This is a genomic window from Rhizobium sp. M10 (assembly GCF_002531955.1).
In the GTDB taxonomy this organism is placed as follows: Bacteria; Pseudomonadota; Alphaproteobacteria; order Rhizobiales; family Rhizobiaceae; genus Rhizobium; species Rhizobium etli_C.
In genome coordinates this window covers 281,261-296,127 of sequence record NZ_NWTA01000006.1, presented here as the reverse complement: position 1 = coordinate 296,127, position 14,867 = coordinate 281,261, and the positions used below count along the sequence as shown (strand labels likewise).

The following is a 14,867-nucleotide window of genomic DNA, read 5'->3' as shown; positions in this document are numbered from 1 at the left end:
TCATGTCGAGTGAGTATGGAATCTACCTCATCGTCTTCTTAGCAGTGCTGATCTTTACGGCAGCAGCCTCGGAACTGTTTTTTCGACAGCGCGAGGTCTCGGTTCGGGTGTCGAAGAGCTCGGCGGCGGCCGGCGAGGAATTCCACCTTGGCGATACGACGATTGCCGATCTCGGCGAGGCGGAAAACCGCCTGATCCGTCGATACTTCGAGATTACGCGACGTGACACGAATGCGAACTCCACTCAGAACCGGCTGATTCGGGCGGGGTATTTCGCTGCCGGCGCCGTGACCACCTTCCAGGTGGTTCGCGCGGCGGTCTGTATCAGCGTGCTCGTCGCGGCGGTCTGGGCCCTAAACCGGGTCGCGCCTGATATGTCGCGGATGGCGACCCTGATCGTTGCCATGTTTGCTGCGGGCATGACCTTCATTCTGGTCAACATCTATATCGACCGGCGGGGCGCCGCCAAGGAGAGGGAATACCGCCGCCTCTTTCCCGATTTCATGGATATGCTGATCGTCTGCCTCGATGCGGGGATGAGCATCGAGGCGGCGGCGAACCGTGTTGCCCGGGAATTCGTCGACAAGCAGCAGGACTTCGGCCTGCATCTGTCGATCATGATGCTGGAAGTGCGGGGCGGCCGGCGATTGCGCGAGGCGCTCGCGAACCTTGCCACCCGCCTGAGGATTGACGAGGCCCGGGCCCTTTCCGTTCTGTTCCGCCAATCGGAAGAGCTCGGGACCAGCGTAACGCAGACGCTGCGGGTCTACAGCAAGGAAATGCGCGACCTGCGTATTGTTCGCGCGGAGGAAAAGGCGAACGCTCTGCCGGTCAAGATGCTGCTGCCGCTCGGCGCATTCCTTTTTCCGGTAAGCCTCATCATCGTTCTCGTTCCCATTGTCATCCGTGTCGTCAGTCTTCTCATCGGCATGAAACCCGGCGGTTGAGCCAAGCGAGGTCGTATGCAGTATTCGCTCGAACAGAATCGTAACGATGCCATCATCTCCCTCGATCCGCGTATGCCGGTGGCACCGGCAAGCATCGAACAAGCGGGACTGGATCCGTCGTTCCTGCTTCGGCTGGCGTCAAAATGTGCGGCCGAGCAGGATACAACTACGGCATCTCATCTGGCCGACCGGATGAAATTGCCGAAAGTGATCGTCAATATCCTGATCAAGGAACTCGTGAAACTCGCATACCTCGAGGCTCGCGGCTTGGCCGGTGAGGATGTGAGATCCGATGTTCGATACGCGCTGTCGATGAAGGGGTTCGAATATGCCCACGCGGCGTCGCGTCAATGCCAATATGTCGGACCGGCGCCGGTGTCGCTGGACGCCTTCTGCCGACAAATCGACTTGCAGTCCATCCATTCCGAGCGCGTGACCCCGGAGCGGCTGACCGAGAGCCTTGACGGGCTGGTGCTCTCGGACGCCCTTGTCGAAAAGCTCGGCCCGGCCCTGAATTCCGGGCGCTCAATCCTGCTTTACGGGCCACCCGGCAACGGAAAGACGAGCATCGCCGAGCGGACGTCGCACCTGTTTCGCCAAACCATCTGGGTGCCTTATGCCATCGAGGTCGGCGGCCATGTCATCAGCTTCTATGATGAAGCAGTGCATCACCCCGCATCGGAGGCTGGCACAGAATCCCGTCCCAAAGGCGATCAACGATGGATCGAATGCCGCCGTCCGGTGATCAAGACCGGCGGGGAATTGACCCTCGATCAGCTCGATCTCACCTTCAACGCGGGACCGAATGTCTATGAAGCGCCGATACACTTGAAGGCGTCCGGCGGCGTTTTCATCATCGACGACTTCGGGCGCCAACAGGTGGCGCCGCAGGCGCTCATCAATCGCTGGATTGTGCCGCTCGAGCGCGGCTATGACTTCCTGACGCTGCACACCGGCAAGAAGTTCAAGGTTCCCTTTGACGAGCTGGTCGTATTTTCGACCAATATCGCACCGAAGGACCTTTCCGACGAGGCCGGCTTGCGGCGCCTCAAGTACAAGATCTTTGTGAACACTCCGTCGCGCGACGAATATATCAGAATTTTCAAATCCTATGCGAGCGGCACCGGATTGACTATCTGTGATCCGGACCTGCACCTGTTCTACGATCGCAAGTACAAAGACGATGTGCTAGCGTCTTGCTATCATCCGAAATATCTTTTGGATTTCGTCGGTTCTTACTGCGAGTTCAACGGCATAGCGAGAATCGCCTCGCTCGATATGCTCGAACGGGCCTGGGAAGGTGTATTCACGTCGGAGTGATTGCGGGCTTGACGCCGAGCACGGCGCCTGAATCTATCCAATTAACGATTTACGGGGGAGTAAACGAATGACCAGCATCCCGAGCATCGAAGGCGAAGCAGGTGGCGTGAGACCAAGTAATACGCGAGCAATTGAGCCGAAATCCTCCAGAAACCCGCTGCTCGTCGGTCTGCTGCTCATGCTCTTGCCTGTGAATGCTGGCGTTCTCATCTATACGGCCAAAAACTCAGCGGATGTGCGCGAGAGCCGCGAGACCATCGCCGCCCTGAAAAGGTCCATCGATGGCCTGAGAGGACAAATGGAAAAGCAGTCGGACAAGATCGCGAGCAACGCCAAGGCCGACGAACTCGCCGCTATCCGTCAGGAAATGGAAAGCCTGCAAAAGGCGATACTTTCGACGAATGAACGGATGCGCAACGACATAGGCGGTACACGCATGGGGTCAGCTTTGGTGCTGAGCGCACCCGGCAAGGAACCAGCACAATTTTTCGCACCCCACGCTGTGCCAGCGGAGACTCAAAATCCAGACAGCACTCTTGCGTCCATCCAAGCCGAGGGCATTGCAGTCAATAACCTGCCGCGTTACGAACGCACACTATCGCCGGAAGGACAGCTCATCCTTCGGAAGGCACGGTAGACACCGGCTTCAGCGAAATCTTCAAAGCAATCGGTGGTCGCCGCCGCGCCGATGCTCGCGATGCGGCAACGGCGCTCTTAAAGCTCTTTGTTTTTATGCATGTCGTTGTCCTGGAACCGCTGCACACTTCCGGGCGACATGCATTCGCTTGATGCAGATTGCCAAATCGCCGAAGGTCTATCCCCGCTGAGGGTGATTCACGCTGTTCTTCATCAATTCGAGATTACGGGCAGTGACTTCGTTCCCGGGATCAAGCTCGTAGGCTTTCAGGAAATACCGTCTGGCAGTGCGCAAGTCACCGCGTAAAAGGTGAGAATATCCGATATTGTTGTAGTAGACGGGGGTGTTGCCGATCATTCGCGAGAGCTGCTGGTAGGCGCGGTCGGACGTGTCGAAGCGGGCAACCATGTCGGCCGAGGCCGCCAAACCTAGCCAAGCGGCCGGATCCTCCGGAAAGACGTCGACCGCTCGCTTGTAAATGGCGTAGGATTTTCCGTAGTTCTTTTCCTGAAACTGCAGTTTCCCGTTGGTTATCAACTCGTCGTTCTTGTAGAAGGCGACGGCCGAGTCATCCTCAAGGGTCTTTGCACTATCGCCATAGGCAGCAAGACCATCAACGCCGGATGACTGGCAACCAGCCAAAATTGCTCCAGTCGCTATCAAAAACGCAATGCATTTAGTTCCAGCTCTGATCTGCAACATTCAACTTGATCCCCCATCAGACATTCTTTACCTGAGATTCGGATGCGCTCACCGAAAATCATCGTAAAAAAAAGCTAACAACTCCAGAATTTGAGCAAATAGTCGCAAAAAAACGACAGATGCGGTCTTCGCCGGAACGCGCAAAGGTGATACACGCCAACTATCCAAAGTTGGTATCATGTGCCCGGTGATTCTCAGAGTAGAAAATTAATCCACGTCGCCTACCCTTTTCGTCAGGTCAAAGGATGGTACGCCCTATGCGGATCGCTATTTTCACGATGATGCGACTTGGGCCATCGCTGGCTTACGCGACAGCATCGATCTTCGTTCTCAGCATGCTGCTCTTGGAAAGCTTCCCCTCAAGCGCCTCCGCCTGGTGGCTGCATATGACTATTCTTCCTGTCATGCGCGAGCCGATCCATCTGCTTTTGGCGGTACCCGGCATTGGAATTTGGAGCGCCATGGCCCTGCTGACGCTTGCATCGATTTTCGGGATTCGAGTGGCCTTGCAACCGCAGCGACACCACCGGTCAGGATTCATCCATGCCCATATCGCGCTGATCGCGACCGGTCTGACCATGGGGCGGGCAGCAGTTGCGCAAGCCGGCCTTTCGGATTTTACGCTGCCTCAATTTCAGCGGGGCGACTGGTCGTTCCTGCCGCTATCCTACTCACCGCTTGGGACCTTTCTTTTTATATCGGTGTTTTTGGCCTGCATCTGCTGCCATGTGAGAATCATCAAGAGCACACTGTCCGCGTGATAGGAAAGGGTCGAACGCCCCTGCTCAATAACCATCGGTAGAGTCTCGGCGTTCTTCGCTTGTTCGTAAACATCAGACGCCCTCTTTCTTTTTCTTTGTAATTTCCGACATATATAAAATATCATGTACGTTCCGCAGATTGTCACGCGGGGATTAAGGTGTTGGCGATGGCAACCGCCAATCTTCACTTTGTTGTTTTTGCTGCTCTCAGCTTGGGGCTTCGTCGCACAATCGGCGTCTGACCGTGTGTCTGTCGTTCTCAAGGTGAACGGCGCCATTGGGCCCGCGATAGCCGACTACGTAAAGCGAGGCATTGAGCGTGCTGGCGAACGTGGGGCGGTCTTGATCATTCTGCAAATGGACACACCAGGTGGCCTTGACAGCTCCATGCGGGAAATCATTCGCGCGATCCTTGCCTCGCCGGTGCCTGTCGCGAGCTTCGTCGCGCCAAGCGGGGCACGGGCTGCCAGCGCCGGCACCTATATTCTCTACGCGAGCCACATTGCGGTCATGGCACCTGGGACCAATCTAGGTGCGGCGACACCAATCGCGCTCGGCGTAAAGCCTTTCGGCGGTGATGAGGAACCCGAAAAGAAGCCGGGCGAAGCTGGCGGCAAGCCGGCAGAAGCTCCAGGCGATGCCCGCGACGCAAAAGCCGTTAACGACGCAGTCGCTTATATTCGCGGGCTTGCGGAATTGCGCGGTCGCAACGCCGACTGGGCAGAGCGTGCTGTCCGCGAAGCTGCGAGCCTTTCATCCACTGCGGCAGTGCGCGAACATGCCGTCGATTTCGCTGCAGTTGATGTCACCGATCTCCTTGCAAAGGCACAAGGGCACGTGGTGCGGGTCGGTCAAACGGAGGTCCGGCTCGATACCGCCGGTTTGGCCGTGCAGGAATTCGAGCCCGACTGGCGCACGCGCCTGCTTTCCGTCATTACCGATCCGAACATCGCGATCATCCTGATGATGGTCGGTATCTATGGCCTGATCTTCGAATTTCTTGCACCCGGGACAATGCTTCCTGGCACGATCGGCGGCATCTGCCTCCTCCTTGGTCTCTATGCCCTGGCATTGCTGCCGGTGAGTTTTGCCGCCCTTGGGCTTATTTTCCTCGGCGTCGGTTTGACTGTGGCTGAGGCGCATTCGCCAAGCTTCGGCGCTTTGGGGATTGGCGGCGGGGTAGCCGTGATCCTGGGAGCAACCATTTTGTTTGATCCCGATATACCCGGCCTGGAAGTGTCGCGCCCCCTACTGGGCGCAATTGCATTTGCGATTCTTGCCTTTAGCCTTGTCGTTGCTCGCCTGGCATTCACCTCGCGCTCGCACCAGGTTGCCACCGGTGCAGAGGAGATGATCGGCATATCAGGTAAAGTCGAGAGTTGGACGGGGCTCACGGGGTACGTCATTGCGCATGGCGAACGCTGGAAGGCGGTTTCCGCAGAACCCCTTGTTGCTGGTGACCTTGTCAGCGTGATCGGCCGCAATGGGCTGGCGCTCGAAGTCGCCAGCCGTCCAAAGGACACCTAACGGCGCTCAGGAAGCAGGAGGAGGAGTCATGGATATGTTTGCAGATCTTGCCTTCTATTCGGTGATCATTGTCATTGCGGTCGCCATCCTCGCATCCGCGGTTAAGATCCTGAGGGAATATGAACGCGGCGTCGTGTTCACACTTGGCCGCTTTACCGGAGTCAAGGGACCCGGCTTGATTCTGCTCATCCCCTATGTCCAGCAGATGATCCGAGTCGACTTGCGCACGCGCGTACTCGATGTCCCCAGCCAGGACGTCATCTCACATGACAATGTCTCGGTTCGTGTCAGCGCGGTGATCTATTTCAGGGTTATTGACCCCGAGAAGTCGACAATACAGGTCGAGGATTTCATGATGGCAACAAGCCAGCTTGCCCAGACGACGTTGCGCTCCGTGCTCGGCAAGCACGACCTCGATGAAATGCTGGCAGAACGTGACAGGCTCAACTCGGATATTCAGGAAATCCTTGACACTCAGACCGATGCTTGGGGAATTAAAGTAGCCACTGTCGAGATCAAACATGTTGACATCAACGAGTCGATGATCCGCGCAATTGCTCGCCAAGCGGAAGCCGAACGCGAACGCCGCGCAAAAGTTATCAATGCCGAGGGCGAACAGCAGGCTGCAGCGAAGCTGCTGGAAGCGGCCGAAATTCTGGCCAAGCAGCCGGAGGCGATGCAACTTCGTTATTTGAGCACTTTGAACGTCATCGCCAGCGAGAAGACTTCGACGATTTTATTTCCCTTCCCGATGGAGTTGGGCAATCTGATGGCCATTAAGCCCAAGTGATCGACCGAAGCGGAACGCCGCCACCCCCTTGTCTTGGCCAACTCGGCTCAGACGTGCAAAGCGTTCCCCAAAGCTTTTAGCGCTGCCTCCATCACCGCTTCACTGCGGGTCGGATGGGCGTGGATGGTGCCCGCAATATCCTCCAGGCGCGCGCCCATTTCGATCGCCAGGGCAAAAGCCGCTGACAGTTCGGAAACGCCTGCTCCGACCGCCTGCAGGCCGAGAACGAGGTTGGTGTCGGCACGGGCGACGACGCGCACGAAACCCTCCTCCGAGACCATCGTCATTGCCCGCCCATTGGCGCTGAACGGAAACTGGCCGGTGCGGATTTTGTAGCCTTGCGCCTGCGCCTCCGCCGGCGAGAGACCGGCGCTGACGATCTCGGGATCGGTGAAGCAGATGGCGGGGATGCAGCGCTTGTCCCAGGCGCGCTTCTTGCCGGCGATGATCTCCGCCACCATCTCCCCTTGCGCCATGGCCCGGTGGGCCAGCATCGGTTCGCCGGTCACGTCGCCGATCGCATAGATGCCGCGCATCGAGGTGCGGCAGCGATCATCGATCCTGAGATAGGGACCGGCGCGATCGAGATCGAGTTCCTCGAGACCGGATCCCGCCGTTCGCGGCCGGCGGCCGACGGTCACGAGGATGCGGTCGGCCGACAGGCTTTCTCTCCGGCCATCGGAGGTTTCGACAAGCAGCGCCTCACCATTGTCGGCAAGGCCCCTCGCCTTCGCGCCTGTCAGCACCCGGATGCCGCTTTCGGTGAGCTTGCGCATGACGGGCCGTACGAGTTCGGCATCATAGAGCGGCAGCACCTGCTGCGTCGCCTCGACCACCGCCACTTCCGATCCCATCTTGGCGAAGGCCATTCCGAGCTCCAGCCCGATATAACCGCCGCCGACCACGACCAGCTTCTTCGGCAACTCCGTCAGCGACAGCGCCTCCGTCGAGGAAATGACGCGGCCGCCGAATGGCAGGTTGGCAAGCTCGACCGGATCGGAGCCGGTGGCGATCACCACGGTCTCGGCGCGGATGATCTGCTGGCCGGTTTCCGTCTCCACCTCCACCGTCTTGCCGTCGCGAAAGTGAGCCCGGCCATGAACGATCTTGACCCGCGCCTTCTGCAACAGCCCGGAAACGCCGCCTGTGAGCCGGCCGACGATGCCGTCCTTCCAGGCGATCGTCCTGCCAAGATCGATCGAGGCGCCTTCGATACGGATGCCCATCGGGTTCTTGCCGGCGAGCATCTTTTGCGTGGCGTCGAACTCCTCGGCCGCATGGATCAAAGCCTTGGAAGGAATGCAGCCGACCGTCAGGCAGGTGCCGCCCGGCTTGCCGGCCTCGACGATGACGGTATCAATGCCGAGCTGCCCGGCGCGGATGGCGCAGACATAACCGCCCGGGCCGGCGCCGATGACGAGGAGTTTGCAGACAATTTCCTTCATGGATCAGCCTTCGATGAAAATGAGCGCCGGCGTTTCGAGGAGTGTGCGGATGCGTTGCACGAAGGTCGCCGCATCCCAACCGTCGATGATGCGATGATCGAAGCTCGAGGAGAGGTTCATCATCTTGCGCGGCACGAACTGGGTGCCATCCCAGACGGGGCGCGTGGCGATCTTGTTGACGCCGATGATCGCCACTTCGGGATGATTGATGACGGGCGTCGAGACGATGCCGCCGAGCGCCCCCAGCGAGCTGATGGTGATGGTCGAGCCGGAAAGTTCGTCGCGCGTCGCGGTCCCCGAGCGCGCCGCCTCCGCCAGCCGGTTCATTTCGGCGGCGCAATCCCAGATGCCGCGGGCTTCCGCATGCCGCACCACCGGCACGGTGAGCCCGGCCGGTGTCTGCGTAGCAATGCCGATATGCACGGCGCCGTGGCGGGTAATGATGCCGGCATCGTCGTCAAAGGTGGCGTTGACCTCGGGCTGCTCGGAAAGCGCCTTGACCAGCGCCCGCATCAGGAAGGGCAGAACCGTCAGCTTCGGATGATCCGGCCTGCGGTCGCCGTTCATCGTGACGCGCAGTTCCTCGAGCGCGGTCATATCGACTTCCTCCACATAGGTGATGTGGGGAATGCGCGAGGTGGACAGCACCATTTTCTCGGCAATGCGGCGGCGCAGGCCGGTCAGCTTGATCTCTTCGGTCGCCGTCTTCCTGGCAAAACCGCCCTTCATGGGCGCGGGCGTCGTTCCCTGCGACAGGGACTGTTCGACATCTTCGCGCAGGATGCGACCGGCAGGCCCGGTGCCCTGCACCTGTCTGAGATCGACACCGCTCTCTCTGGCGAAGAGCCGCACGGAAGGCGCGGCAAGCGGCTTTTCGACCGGCGCGGGAGCCGGCGCAGGTACAGGAGCCGGCGCTGCCGGGACGGGCTTGGCAATCTCGGCCTTTGGCGTTTCGGCGACCGGCGTCTGCTCGATCTGTGCGCGCGGCGCCTCGTCGGTTTCCCCCGCCGTCTCGATCCGCACCAGCGGCGCCTTCACGGCGATGCGGTCTCCGATCTCGCCGGCGAGCCAGATGACGGTGCCATTGACGGGTGACGGAATTTCCACCGTCGCCTTGTCTGTCATGACGGCAGCGATCACCATGTCCTCGCGGACCGGATCTCCTGTCTTCACGTGCCATTCCACAAGCTCGGCCTCGGCGACCCCTTCCCCGACATCCGGCATCTTGATGATGAATTCGCCCATGGCTCAGGCCTCCATGACTTCGGCAAGCGCCCGCCCGACGCGGCCGGGACCGGGGAAATAATCCCATTCCTGCGCATGCGGGTAAGGCGTATCCCAGCCGGCGACGCGCACGACAGGCGCTTCGAGATGATAGAAGCAATGTTCCTGCACCAGCGACACGACCTCGGCGCCGAAGCCAGAGGTCAAGGTCGCCTCATGCACGACGACGCAGCGCCCTGTTTTGGCGACCGATTTGACGATCGTATCGAGATCGAGGGGCAGCAGGCTCCTCAGATCGATCACCTCGGCATCGATGCCGGCATCGTCTGCCGCCGCCAGCGCCACATGCACCATGGTGCCATAGGCAACCACGGTCACCGCAGAGCCGGCGCGCCGCACTTCGGCCTTGCCGATCGGGATAGTGTAATGGCCGTCGGGCACCTCTCCGAGGTCGTGTTTCGACCAGGGTGTGACCGGCCGCTCGTGATGGCCGTCGAAGGGACCGTTATAGAGCCGCTTCGGCTCCAGGAACATGACGGGATCAGGATCCTCGATCGCCGCGATCAGCAGGCCTTTGGCGTCATAGGGATTGGAGGGCACGATCACCTTCAGCCCGCAGACATGGGTGAATAGCGCTTCCGGGCTCTGGCTGTGCGTCTGGCCGCCGAAGATGCCGCCGCCGGTCGGCATACGCACGACGATTGGGCACGTAAAATCGCCATTGGAGCGGTAGCGGATACGCGCTGCCTCCTGCGTCAGCTGGTCATAGGCGGGATACATGTAATCGGCGAACTGGATTTCGACGCAGGGCTTCAGCCCGTAGGCGGCCATGCCAATCGCCGTGCCGACGATGCCGGACTCGCTGATCGGCGTATCGAAGCAGCGCGTCCTGCCGTATTTTGCCTGCAGGCCCTGGGTGCAGCGGAAAACGCCGCCGAAATAGCCGACATCCTCGCCGAAGACGACGACATTGTCGTCCTTCGCCATCGAGACGTCCATGGCGCTGCGCACGGCCTCGATCATCGTCATTCTGGCCATGTCAGTACCCCGCCTTCTGCCGCTGGCGGCGGATATGCGCCGGCATCTCGGCATAGACACCTTCGAATATGTCGCGCACCGAAGGTCTGCCGCCGGCATGCAGCGTGCCGTGCGCCTCTGCCTGGCGCTGCGCCTCGATCACTTCGTCCATGATTTCGGCTTCCGCCTGGACGTGCCGTTCCTCCGACCAGGCGCCCTTGACGATCAGATGTTTCTTCAGGCGCAGCACGGGGTCGCCGAGCGGCCAGGCTTCCGATTCCGTCTTTGGCCGATAGGCGCTCGGATCGTCGGAGGTGGAGTGGGCGCCGACACGGTAGGTCACATGTTCGATCAGCGTCGGGCCGAGATTGCGCCGCGCCCGCTCCGCGGCCCAGCGGGAGACGGCATGGACCGCGAGGTAATCGTTTCCGTCGACCCTCAGCGCCGGAATGCCGAAGCCGAGGCCGCGAGCGGCAAAGGTGCCGGAGCCGCCGCGGGCGATGCCCTGGAAGGTCGAGATCGCCCACTGATTGTTGACGATGTTGAGGATCACGGGCGCCTTGTAGGTGGAGGCGAAAACGAGCGCCGAATGGAAATCCGATTCCGCCGTCGATCCATCGCCAATCCAGGCAGCGGCAATCCGGCTGTCGTTTTTGATCGCCGAGGCCATCGCCCAGCCGACGGCCTGTACATATTGGGTGGCGAGATTGCCGGAGATGGTGAAGAAGCCGTGCTCCTTTGAGGAATACATGATCGGCAGCTGCCGGCCGTGCAGTGGATCGCTCTCGTTCGAATAGATCTGGTTCATCATCTCGACCATCGGATAGTCGTCAGCGATCAACAGGCCCGCCTGGCGATAGGTCGGGAAATTCATGTCTCCCTTGTTGAGGGCCTTGCGGAAGGCGCAGCTGACGGCTTCTTCGCCGAGATGCTGCATGTAGAACGATGTCTTGCCCTGGCGCTGCGCCATCAGCATGCGGGCGTCGAAGGCGCGCAGCTTCATCATGTTGCGCAGCCCGGTCAGCAATTCCTCGTCGGAGAGCGATCCTGCCCAGGGACCGACCGCCTCGCCGTCGCGGTTCAAGACGCGGATGATCGAATAGGCAAGCTCGCGGATTTCTTCCGAGGCGACATCCACCTCCGGCCGCGGCACGGAGCCGGCCTTGGCGATCTTGACGTTGGAAAAGTCGGGCTGGCCGCCGGGGCGGACAGCGGGTTCGGGGACGTGCAGGCTCAAACAAGCGGAATCCACCATGTCTTTTCTTTCCTCCCTTTGCCGGCCGTGCGTCCCTCCCCGGAAACAGCGCCGGTACGGTTCTTATAGATTGCGGGCGATCACCATGCGCTGCACGTCGCTTGTTCCCTCGTAGATCTGGCAGATGCGCACATCGCGATAGATGCGCTCGACCGGATAATCGGCCATATAGCCGTAGCCGCCATGGATCTGGATCGCATCGGAGCAGACGCGCTCGGCCATTTCCGAGGCAAAGAGCTTCGCCATCGACGCTTCCGCCAGGCAGGGCATTTCGGCCTCCCTCAAGGCGGCCGCATACAAGACCAGCTGGCGCGCCGCCTCGATCCGCACCGCCATATCGGCCAGGCGGAAGGCGACGGCCTGGTGCTCGAAAATCGGCTTGCCGAAGGCCGTTCGCTCTTTGGCATAGTCGCGCGCCGCCTCGAACGCCGCCCGTGCCATGCCGACCGCCTGCGCGGCAATGCCGATCCGCCCGCCCTCGAGATTGGCGAGCGCGATGCGATAGCCTTCGCCTTCCGCACCGAGCCTCAAAGCGACGGGAATGCGCATGGCGTTGAAGGCGATCTGGCAGGTATCGGTGGAATGCAGCCCGAGCTTTTCCTCGACGCGGATCACCTCGTAGCCCGGCGTCTCCGTCGGCACGATAAAGGCGGTGATGCCCTTCTTGCCGGCATCCGGATCGGTGACGGCAAAGACGATAATGACATTGCCGTTCTTTCCCGACGTGATGAACTGCTTGGCGCCATCGATCACATAGTGGTCGCCGTCAAGCCGCGCCCGGGTCTTCAGGTTGGAGGCGTCGGAACCCGCCTGCGGCTCGGTCAGCGCAAAACCGCCGATCCACTCGCCGCTTGCCAGTTTCGGCAGGAAGCGCTGGCGCTGCTCCTCGGTGCCGAATTTCAGGATCGGCACGCAGCCGACGGAGGAGTGCACGCTCATGATCGTCGAACAGGGTCCGTCGCCGGCGGCGATCTCCTCGAGTGCGGCGGCATAGGCGACCACGCCGGTATCCGAACCGCCATAGGCCTCCGGCACCAGCATGCCGAGCAGCCCGAGTTCGCCCATCTCCTTCAATTCGTCGCGCGGAAAAAGATGCTCCCGGTCGCGTTTGGCCGCTCCCGGCGCCAGCCGGTCGCGGGCAAAGTCGCGGGCGAGATCGGCGATCTGCTGCTGAAGGTCGGAAAGGATCATGTGGCTGCCCTCCCCGCTAGTGCCGCTCGATGGCGACGGCCGTCGCCTCGCCGCCGCCGATACAGAGCGCGGCCATGCCGCGCTTCAGATCGTAGCGCTCCAGCGCCGAAAGCAGCGTCACCAGAATCCGGGCACCCGACGCGCCGATCGGATGGCCGAGCGCACAGGCGCCGCCATGCACGTTCACCTTCTCATGCGGCAGATCGAGATCGCGCATCGCAGCCATGGCGACGACGGCGAAAGCCTCGTTGATCTCGAAGAGATCGACGTCGGAAAGCGCCAGGCCGGTGCGGTCGGAGAGCTTCTGCAGGGCGCCGATCGGCGCGGTGGCGAAAAGATTGGGCGCCTGTGAATGCGTGGCGTGGCCGAGGATCGTGGCGAGCGGCGTCAGACCGCGACGCTCGGCCTGCGAGCGGCGCATCAGCACCAGGGCTGCCGCGCCGTCGGAGATCGAGCTGGAATTGGCCGCCGTCACCGTGCCACCCTCGCGGAAGGCGGGTTTCAGCGTCGGAATTTTGTCGAGCTTGGCCTTGCCCGGCTGTTCGTCGCGGCGCGCCACCTGCTCGGCTTTGCCCGATTTCACCGTCACCGGCACGATCTCGCTTTCGAAACTGCCCTCCGCGATCGCCTTCTGCGCCCGCGTCAGGGAGGCGATGGCGTAGTTGTCCTGCGCCTCGCGCGTGAACTGATAGGCCTCGGCGCAATCCTCCGCGAAGCTGCCCATCAAACGCCCCTTGTCATAAGCATCCTCCAGCCCGTCGAGGAACATATGATCCACGACACGCCCATGGCCGAGCCTGTAGCCGCCGCGGGCCCTGTCAAGGAGATAGGGCGCGTTGGTCATGCTTTCCATGCCGCCGGCGACCGCCACCGAGGCGCTGCCGGCGGCAATCAGGTCATGCGCCATCATCACCGCCTTCATGCCCGAGCCGCACATCTTGTTGACGGTGCTGGCGCCGGTCGAAAACGGCAGGCCGGCATGGACGGCCGCCTGGCGTGCCGGCGCCTGCCCCTGCCCCGCCGGCAGCACGCAGCCGAAGACGACCTCCTCGATCGCCTCGGCCTCGACGCCGCTGCGCTCAAGTGCCGCGCGGATCGCCGTTGCGCCAAGCTCGGGCGCCGCCGCATCCTTCAGCTCTCCCTGAAAGCTGCCGATCGGGGTGCGTGCCGCACCAATGATGACGATAGGGTCCTGCAATGACATCTTTCCTCCTCGGGCGATGCTTAACGCGCGCCCATCCGCAATGCGCCGTCGAGGCGGATGACCTCGCCGTTCAGCATGTTGTTTTCAAAGATATGGCGCACCAGCCCGGCAAATTCCGCCGGCCGGCCAAGCCGCGGCGGAAAGGGCACGCTCTTGCCGAGCGCTTCCTGCACCTCCGCCGGCATATCAGCCATCATCGGCGTCTCGAAAATGCCGGGCGCAATCGACACGACCCGGATGCCGTGCCGGGCAAGTTCGCGGGCGATCGGCAAGGTCAGCGCCGCCACCCCGCCCTTGGAGGCGGCATAGGCCGCCTGACCGATCTGCCCGTCGAAGGCGGCGACCGAGGCCGTGTTGACGATGACCCCGCGTTCGCCTTCCGCATCCGGCTCCATGTTCCGGATTGCGGCTGCGGCAAGCCGGATCATGTTGAAGGTGCCGACGAGATTGATGCCGAGCGTGCGCGCAAAACTCTCCAGCCGGTGCGGTCCGTCGCGGCCGATCACCTTTTCAGCCGGCGCAACACCGGCGCAATTCACCAATCCGCGCAAGCCCCCGAAGGCTTCCACCGCAGCGGCGACCACCGCCGCTCCTTCCTCGCCATCGCTCACATCGGCCTTGACGAAGCGAACCTCGCTGCCGAACTCCCGGGCGATCTCTTCGCCCGCTTCCGCATTGAGATCGGCGATCGTCACGCGCCCTCCTGCTTCGACGAGCATGCGCGCTGTTGCGGCACCGAGCCCAGAGCCGCCGCCGGTGACGATGAAACTTGATCCTCGGATCAGCATGGATCTCTTCTCCTCGCCGCCGGTCCATCTCCTCCAGATAGTGTCGGCAGGCAGGATTC

At 61.4% G+C, this 14,867-nt stretch carries 14 protein-coding genes; 6 read left to right on the top strand and 8 right to left on the bottom strand.

Annotated elements, in window-relative coordinates:
* Window positions 1–2: 2 nt before the first annotated feature.
* The 3 genes from CO671_RS12860 to CO671_RS12850 all read left to right on the top strand — a co-directional run bounded on the left by CO671_RS12860 (window position 3) and on the right by CO671_RS12850 (window position 2,904).
* Window positions 3–947 carry a type II secretion system F family protein gene (locus CO671_RS12860; RefSeq protein WP_097606236.1) on the top strand — a complete coding sequence of 315 codons (945 nt, stop codon included), beginning with the start codon at window positions 3–5 and terminating at the stop codon, window positions 945–947.
* 15 nt (window positions 948–962) lie between these two features.
* Window positions 963–2,267, top strand: a complete 1,305-nt coding sequence (locus tag CO671_RS12855; protein WP_097606235.1) for an AAA family ATPase — start codon at window positions 963–965, stop codon at window positions 2,265–2,267.
* A gap of 67 nt (window positions 2,268–2,334) precedes the next feature.
* On the top strand, window positions 2,335–2,904 hold the full coding sequence (locus tag CO671_RS12850; protein WP_097606234.1) for a hypothetical protein: 570 nt from the start codon (window positions 2,335–2,337) through the stop codon (window positions 2,902–2,904).
* A gap of 177 nt (window positions 2,905–3,081) precedes the next feature.
* Here the strand turns inward: CO671_RS12850 and CO671_RS12845 are convergent, their stop codons facing one another.
* Window positions 3,082–3,606, bottom strand: a complete 525-nt coding sequence (locus CO671_RS12845) for a tetratricopeptide repeat protein (RefSeq protein ID WP_010033834.1) — start codon at window positions 3,604–3,606, stop codon at window positions 3,082–3,084.
* 257 nt (window positions 3,607–3,863) lie between these two features.
* On the opposite strand from CO671_RS12845, the gene CO671_RS12840 reads away from it, so the two are divergent.
* From CO671_RS12840 to CO671_RS12830, 3 genes are all read left to right on the top strand, one after another.
* Window positions 3,864–4,367 (top strand): hypothetical protein, encoded by a 504-nt coding sequence (locus CO671_RS12840; RefSeq protein WP_097606233.1) that lies wholly within the window; start codon window positions 3,864–3,866, stop codon window positions 4,365–4,367.
* A gap of 123 nt (window positions 4,368–4,490) precedes the next feature.
* Complete coding sequence (locus CO671_RS12835) at window positions 4,491–5,894, top strand: nodulation protein NfeD (protein WP_097606232.1); 1,404 nt, start codon at window positions 4,491–4,493, stop codon at window positions 5,892–5,894.
* A gap of 28 nt (window positions 5,895–5,922) precedes the next feature.
* The gene (locus CO671_RS12830; protein ID WP_097606231.1) at window positions 5,923–6,684 is read left to right on the top strand and encodes a slipin family protein; all 762 of its coding nucleotides are present in this window, start codon (window positions 5,923–5,925) and stop codon (window positions 6,682–6,684) included.
* Between the two features lie 47 nt (window positions 6,685–6,731).
* On the opposite strand, the gene lpdA is transcribed toward CO671_RS12830, so the two are convergent.
* The 7 genes from lpdA to CO671_RS12795 all read right to left on the bottom strand — a co-directional run bounded on the left by lpdA (window position 6,732) and on the right by CO671_RS12795 (window position 14,808).
* Window positions 6,732–8,129 (bottom strand): dihydrolipoyl dehydrogenase, encoded by a 1,398-nt coding sequence (lpdA, locus tag CO671_RS12825; protein ID WP_097606230.1) that lies wholly within the window; start codon window positions 8,127–8,129, stop codon window positions 6,732–6,734.
* A 3-nt stretch (window positions 8,130–8,132) separates the two neighbouring features.
* Window positions 8,133–9,374: a dihydrolipoamide acetyltransferase family protein gene (locus tag CO671_RS12820; protein WP_097606229.1), complete on the bottom strand. Its 1,242-nt coding sequence runs from the start codon at window positions 9,372–9,374 to the stop codon at window positions 8,133–8,135.
* 3 nt (window positions 9,375–9,377) lie between these two features.
* Window positions 9,378–10,391, bottom strand: a complete 1,014-nt coding sequence (locus CO671_RS12815) for an alpha-ketoacid dehydrogenase subunit beta (RefSeq protein ID WP_097606228.1) — start codon at window positions 10,389–10,391, stop codon at window positions 9,378–9,380.
* A 1-nt stretch (window position 10,392) separates the two neighbouring features.
* On the bottom strand, window positions 10,393–11,625 hold the full coding sequence (locus CO671_RS12810; RefSeq protein WP_097606227.1) for a 3-methyl-2-oxobutanoate dehydrogenase (2-methylpropanoyl-transferring) subunit alpha: 1,233 nt from the start codon (window positions 11,623–11,625) through the stop codon (window positions 10,393–10,395).
* 63 nt (window positions 11,626–11,688) lie between these two features.
* Window positions 11,689–12,816 carry an acyl-CoA dehydrogenase family protein gene (locus CO671_RS12805; RefSeq protein ID WP_097606226.1) on the bottom strand — a complete coding sequence of 376 codons (1,128 nt, stop codon included), beginning with the start codon at window positions 12,814–12,816 and terminating at the stop codon, window positions 11,689–11,691.
* A 16-nt stretch (window positions 12,817–12,832) separates the two neighbouring features.
* Window positions 12,833–14,020, bottom strand: coding sequence for an acetyl-CoA C-acyltransferase (locus CO671_RS12800; RefSeq protein ID WP_097606225.1), 1,188 nt, complete (start codon window positions 14,018–14,020; stop codon window positions 12,833–12,835).
* A 20-nt stretch (window positions 14,021–14,040) separates the two neighbouring features.
* A complete protein-coding gene (locus CO671_RS12795) occupies window positions 14,041–14,808 on the bottom strand; it encodes a 3-hydroxyacyl-CoA dehydrogenase (RefSeq protein WP_097606224.1) in 768 nt (255 codons plus the stop codon).
* Window positions 14,809–14,867 lie beyond the last annotated feature (59 nt).

Coding starts and splice junctions, on each gene's coding strand:
- CO671_RS12840 (WP_097606233.1), top strand. CDS start 3,864: ATGCGGATCGCTATTTTCACGATGATGCGACTTGGGCCATCGCTGGCT.
- CO671_RS12795 (WP_097606224.1), bottom strand. CDS start 14,808: ATGCTGATCCGAGGATCAAGTTTCATCGTCACCGGCGGCGGCTCTGGG.
- CO671_RS12805 (WP_097606226.1), bottom strand. CDS start 12,816: ATGATCCTTTCCGACCTTCAGCAGCAGATCGCCGATCTCGCCCGCGAC.
- CO671_RS12850 (WP_097606234.1), top strand. CDS start 2,335: ATGACCAGCATCCCGAGCATCGAAGGCGAAGCAGGTGGCGTGAGACCA.
- CO671_RS12820 (WP_097606229.1), bottom strand. CDS start 9,374: ATGGGCGAATTCATCATCAAGATGCCGGATGTCGGGGAAGGGGTCGCC.
- CO671_RS12855 (WP_097606235.1), top strand. CDS start 963: ATGCAGTATTCGCTCGAACAGAATCGTAACGATGCCATCATCTCCCTC.
- CO671_RS12815 (WP_097606228.1), bottom strand. CDS start 10,391: ATGGCCAGAATGACGATGATCGAGGCCGTGCGCAGCGCCATGGACGTC.
- CO671_RS12830 (WP_097606231.1), top strand. CDS start 5,923: ATGGATATGTTTGCAGATCTTGCCTTCTATTCGGTGATCATTGTCATT.
- CO671_RS12835 (WP_097606232.1), top strand. CDS start 4,491: ATGTACGTTCCGCAGATTGTCACGCGGGGATTAAGGTGTTGGCGATGG.
- CO671_RS12845 (WP_010033834.1), bottom strand. CDS start 3,606: ATGTTGCAGATCAGAGCTGGAACTAAATGCATTGCGTTTTTGATAGCG.
- CO671_RS12800 (WP_097606225.1), bottom strand. CDS start 14,020: ATGTCATTGCAGGACCCTATCGTCATCATTGGTGCGGCACGCACCCCG.
- CO671_RS12860 (WP_097606236.1), top strand. CDS start 3: ATGTCGAGTGAGTATGGAATCTACCTCATCGTCTTCTTAGCAGTGCTG.
- CO671_RS12810 (WP_097606227.1), bottom strand. CDS start 11,625: ATGGTGGATTCCGCTTGTTTGAGCCTGCACGTCCCCGAACCCGCTGTC.
- lpdA (WP_097606230.1), bottom strand. CDS start 8,129: ATGAAGGAAATTGTCTGCAAACTCCTCGTCATCGGCGCCGGCCCGGGC.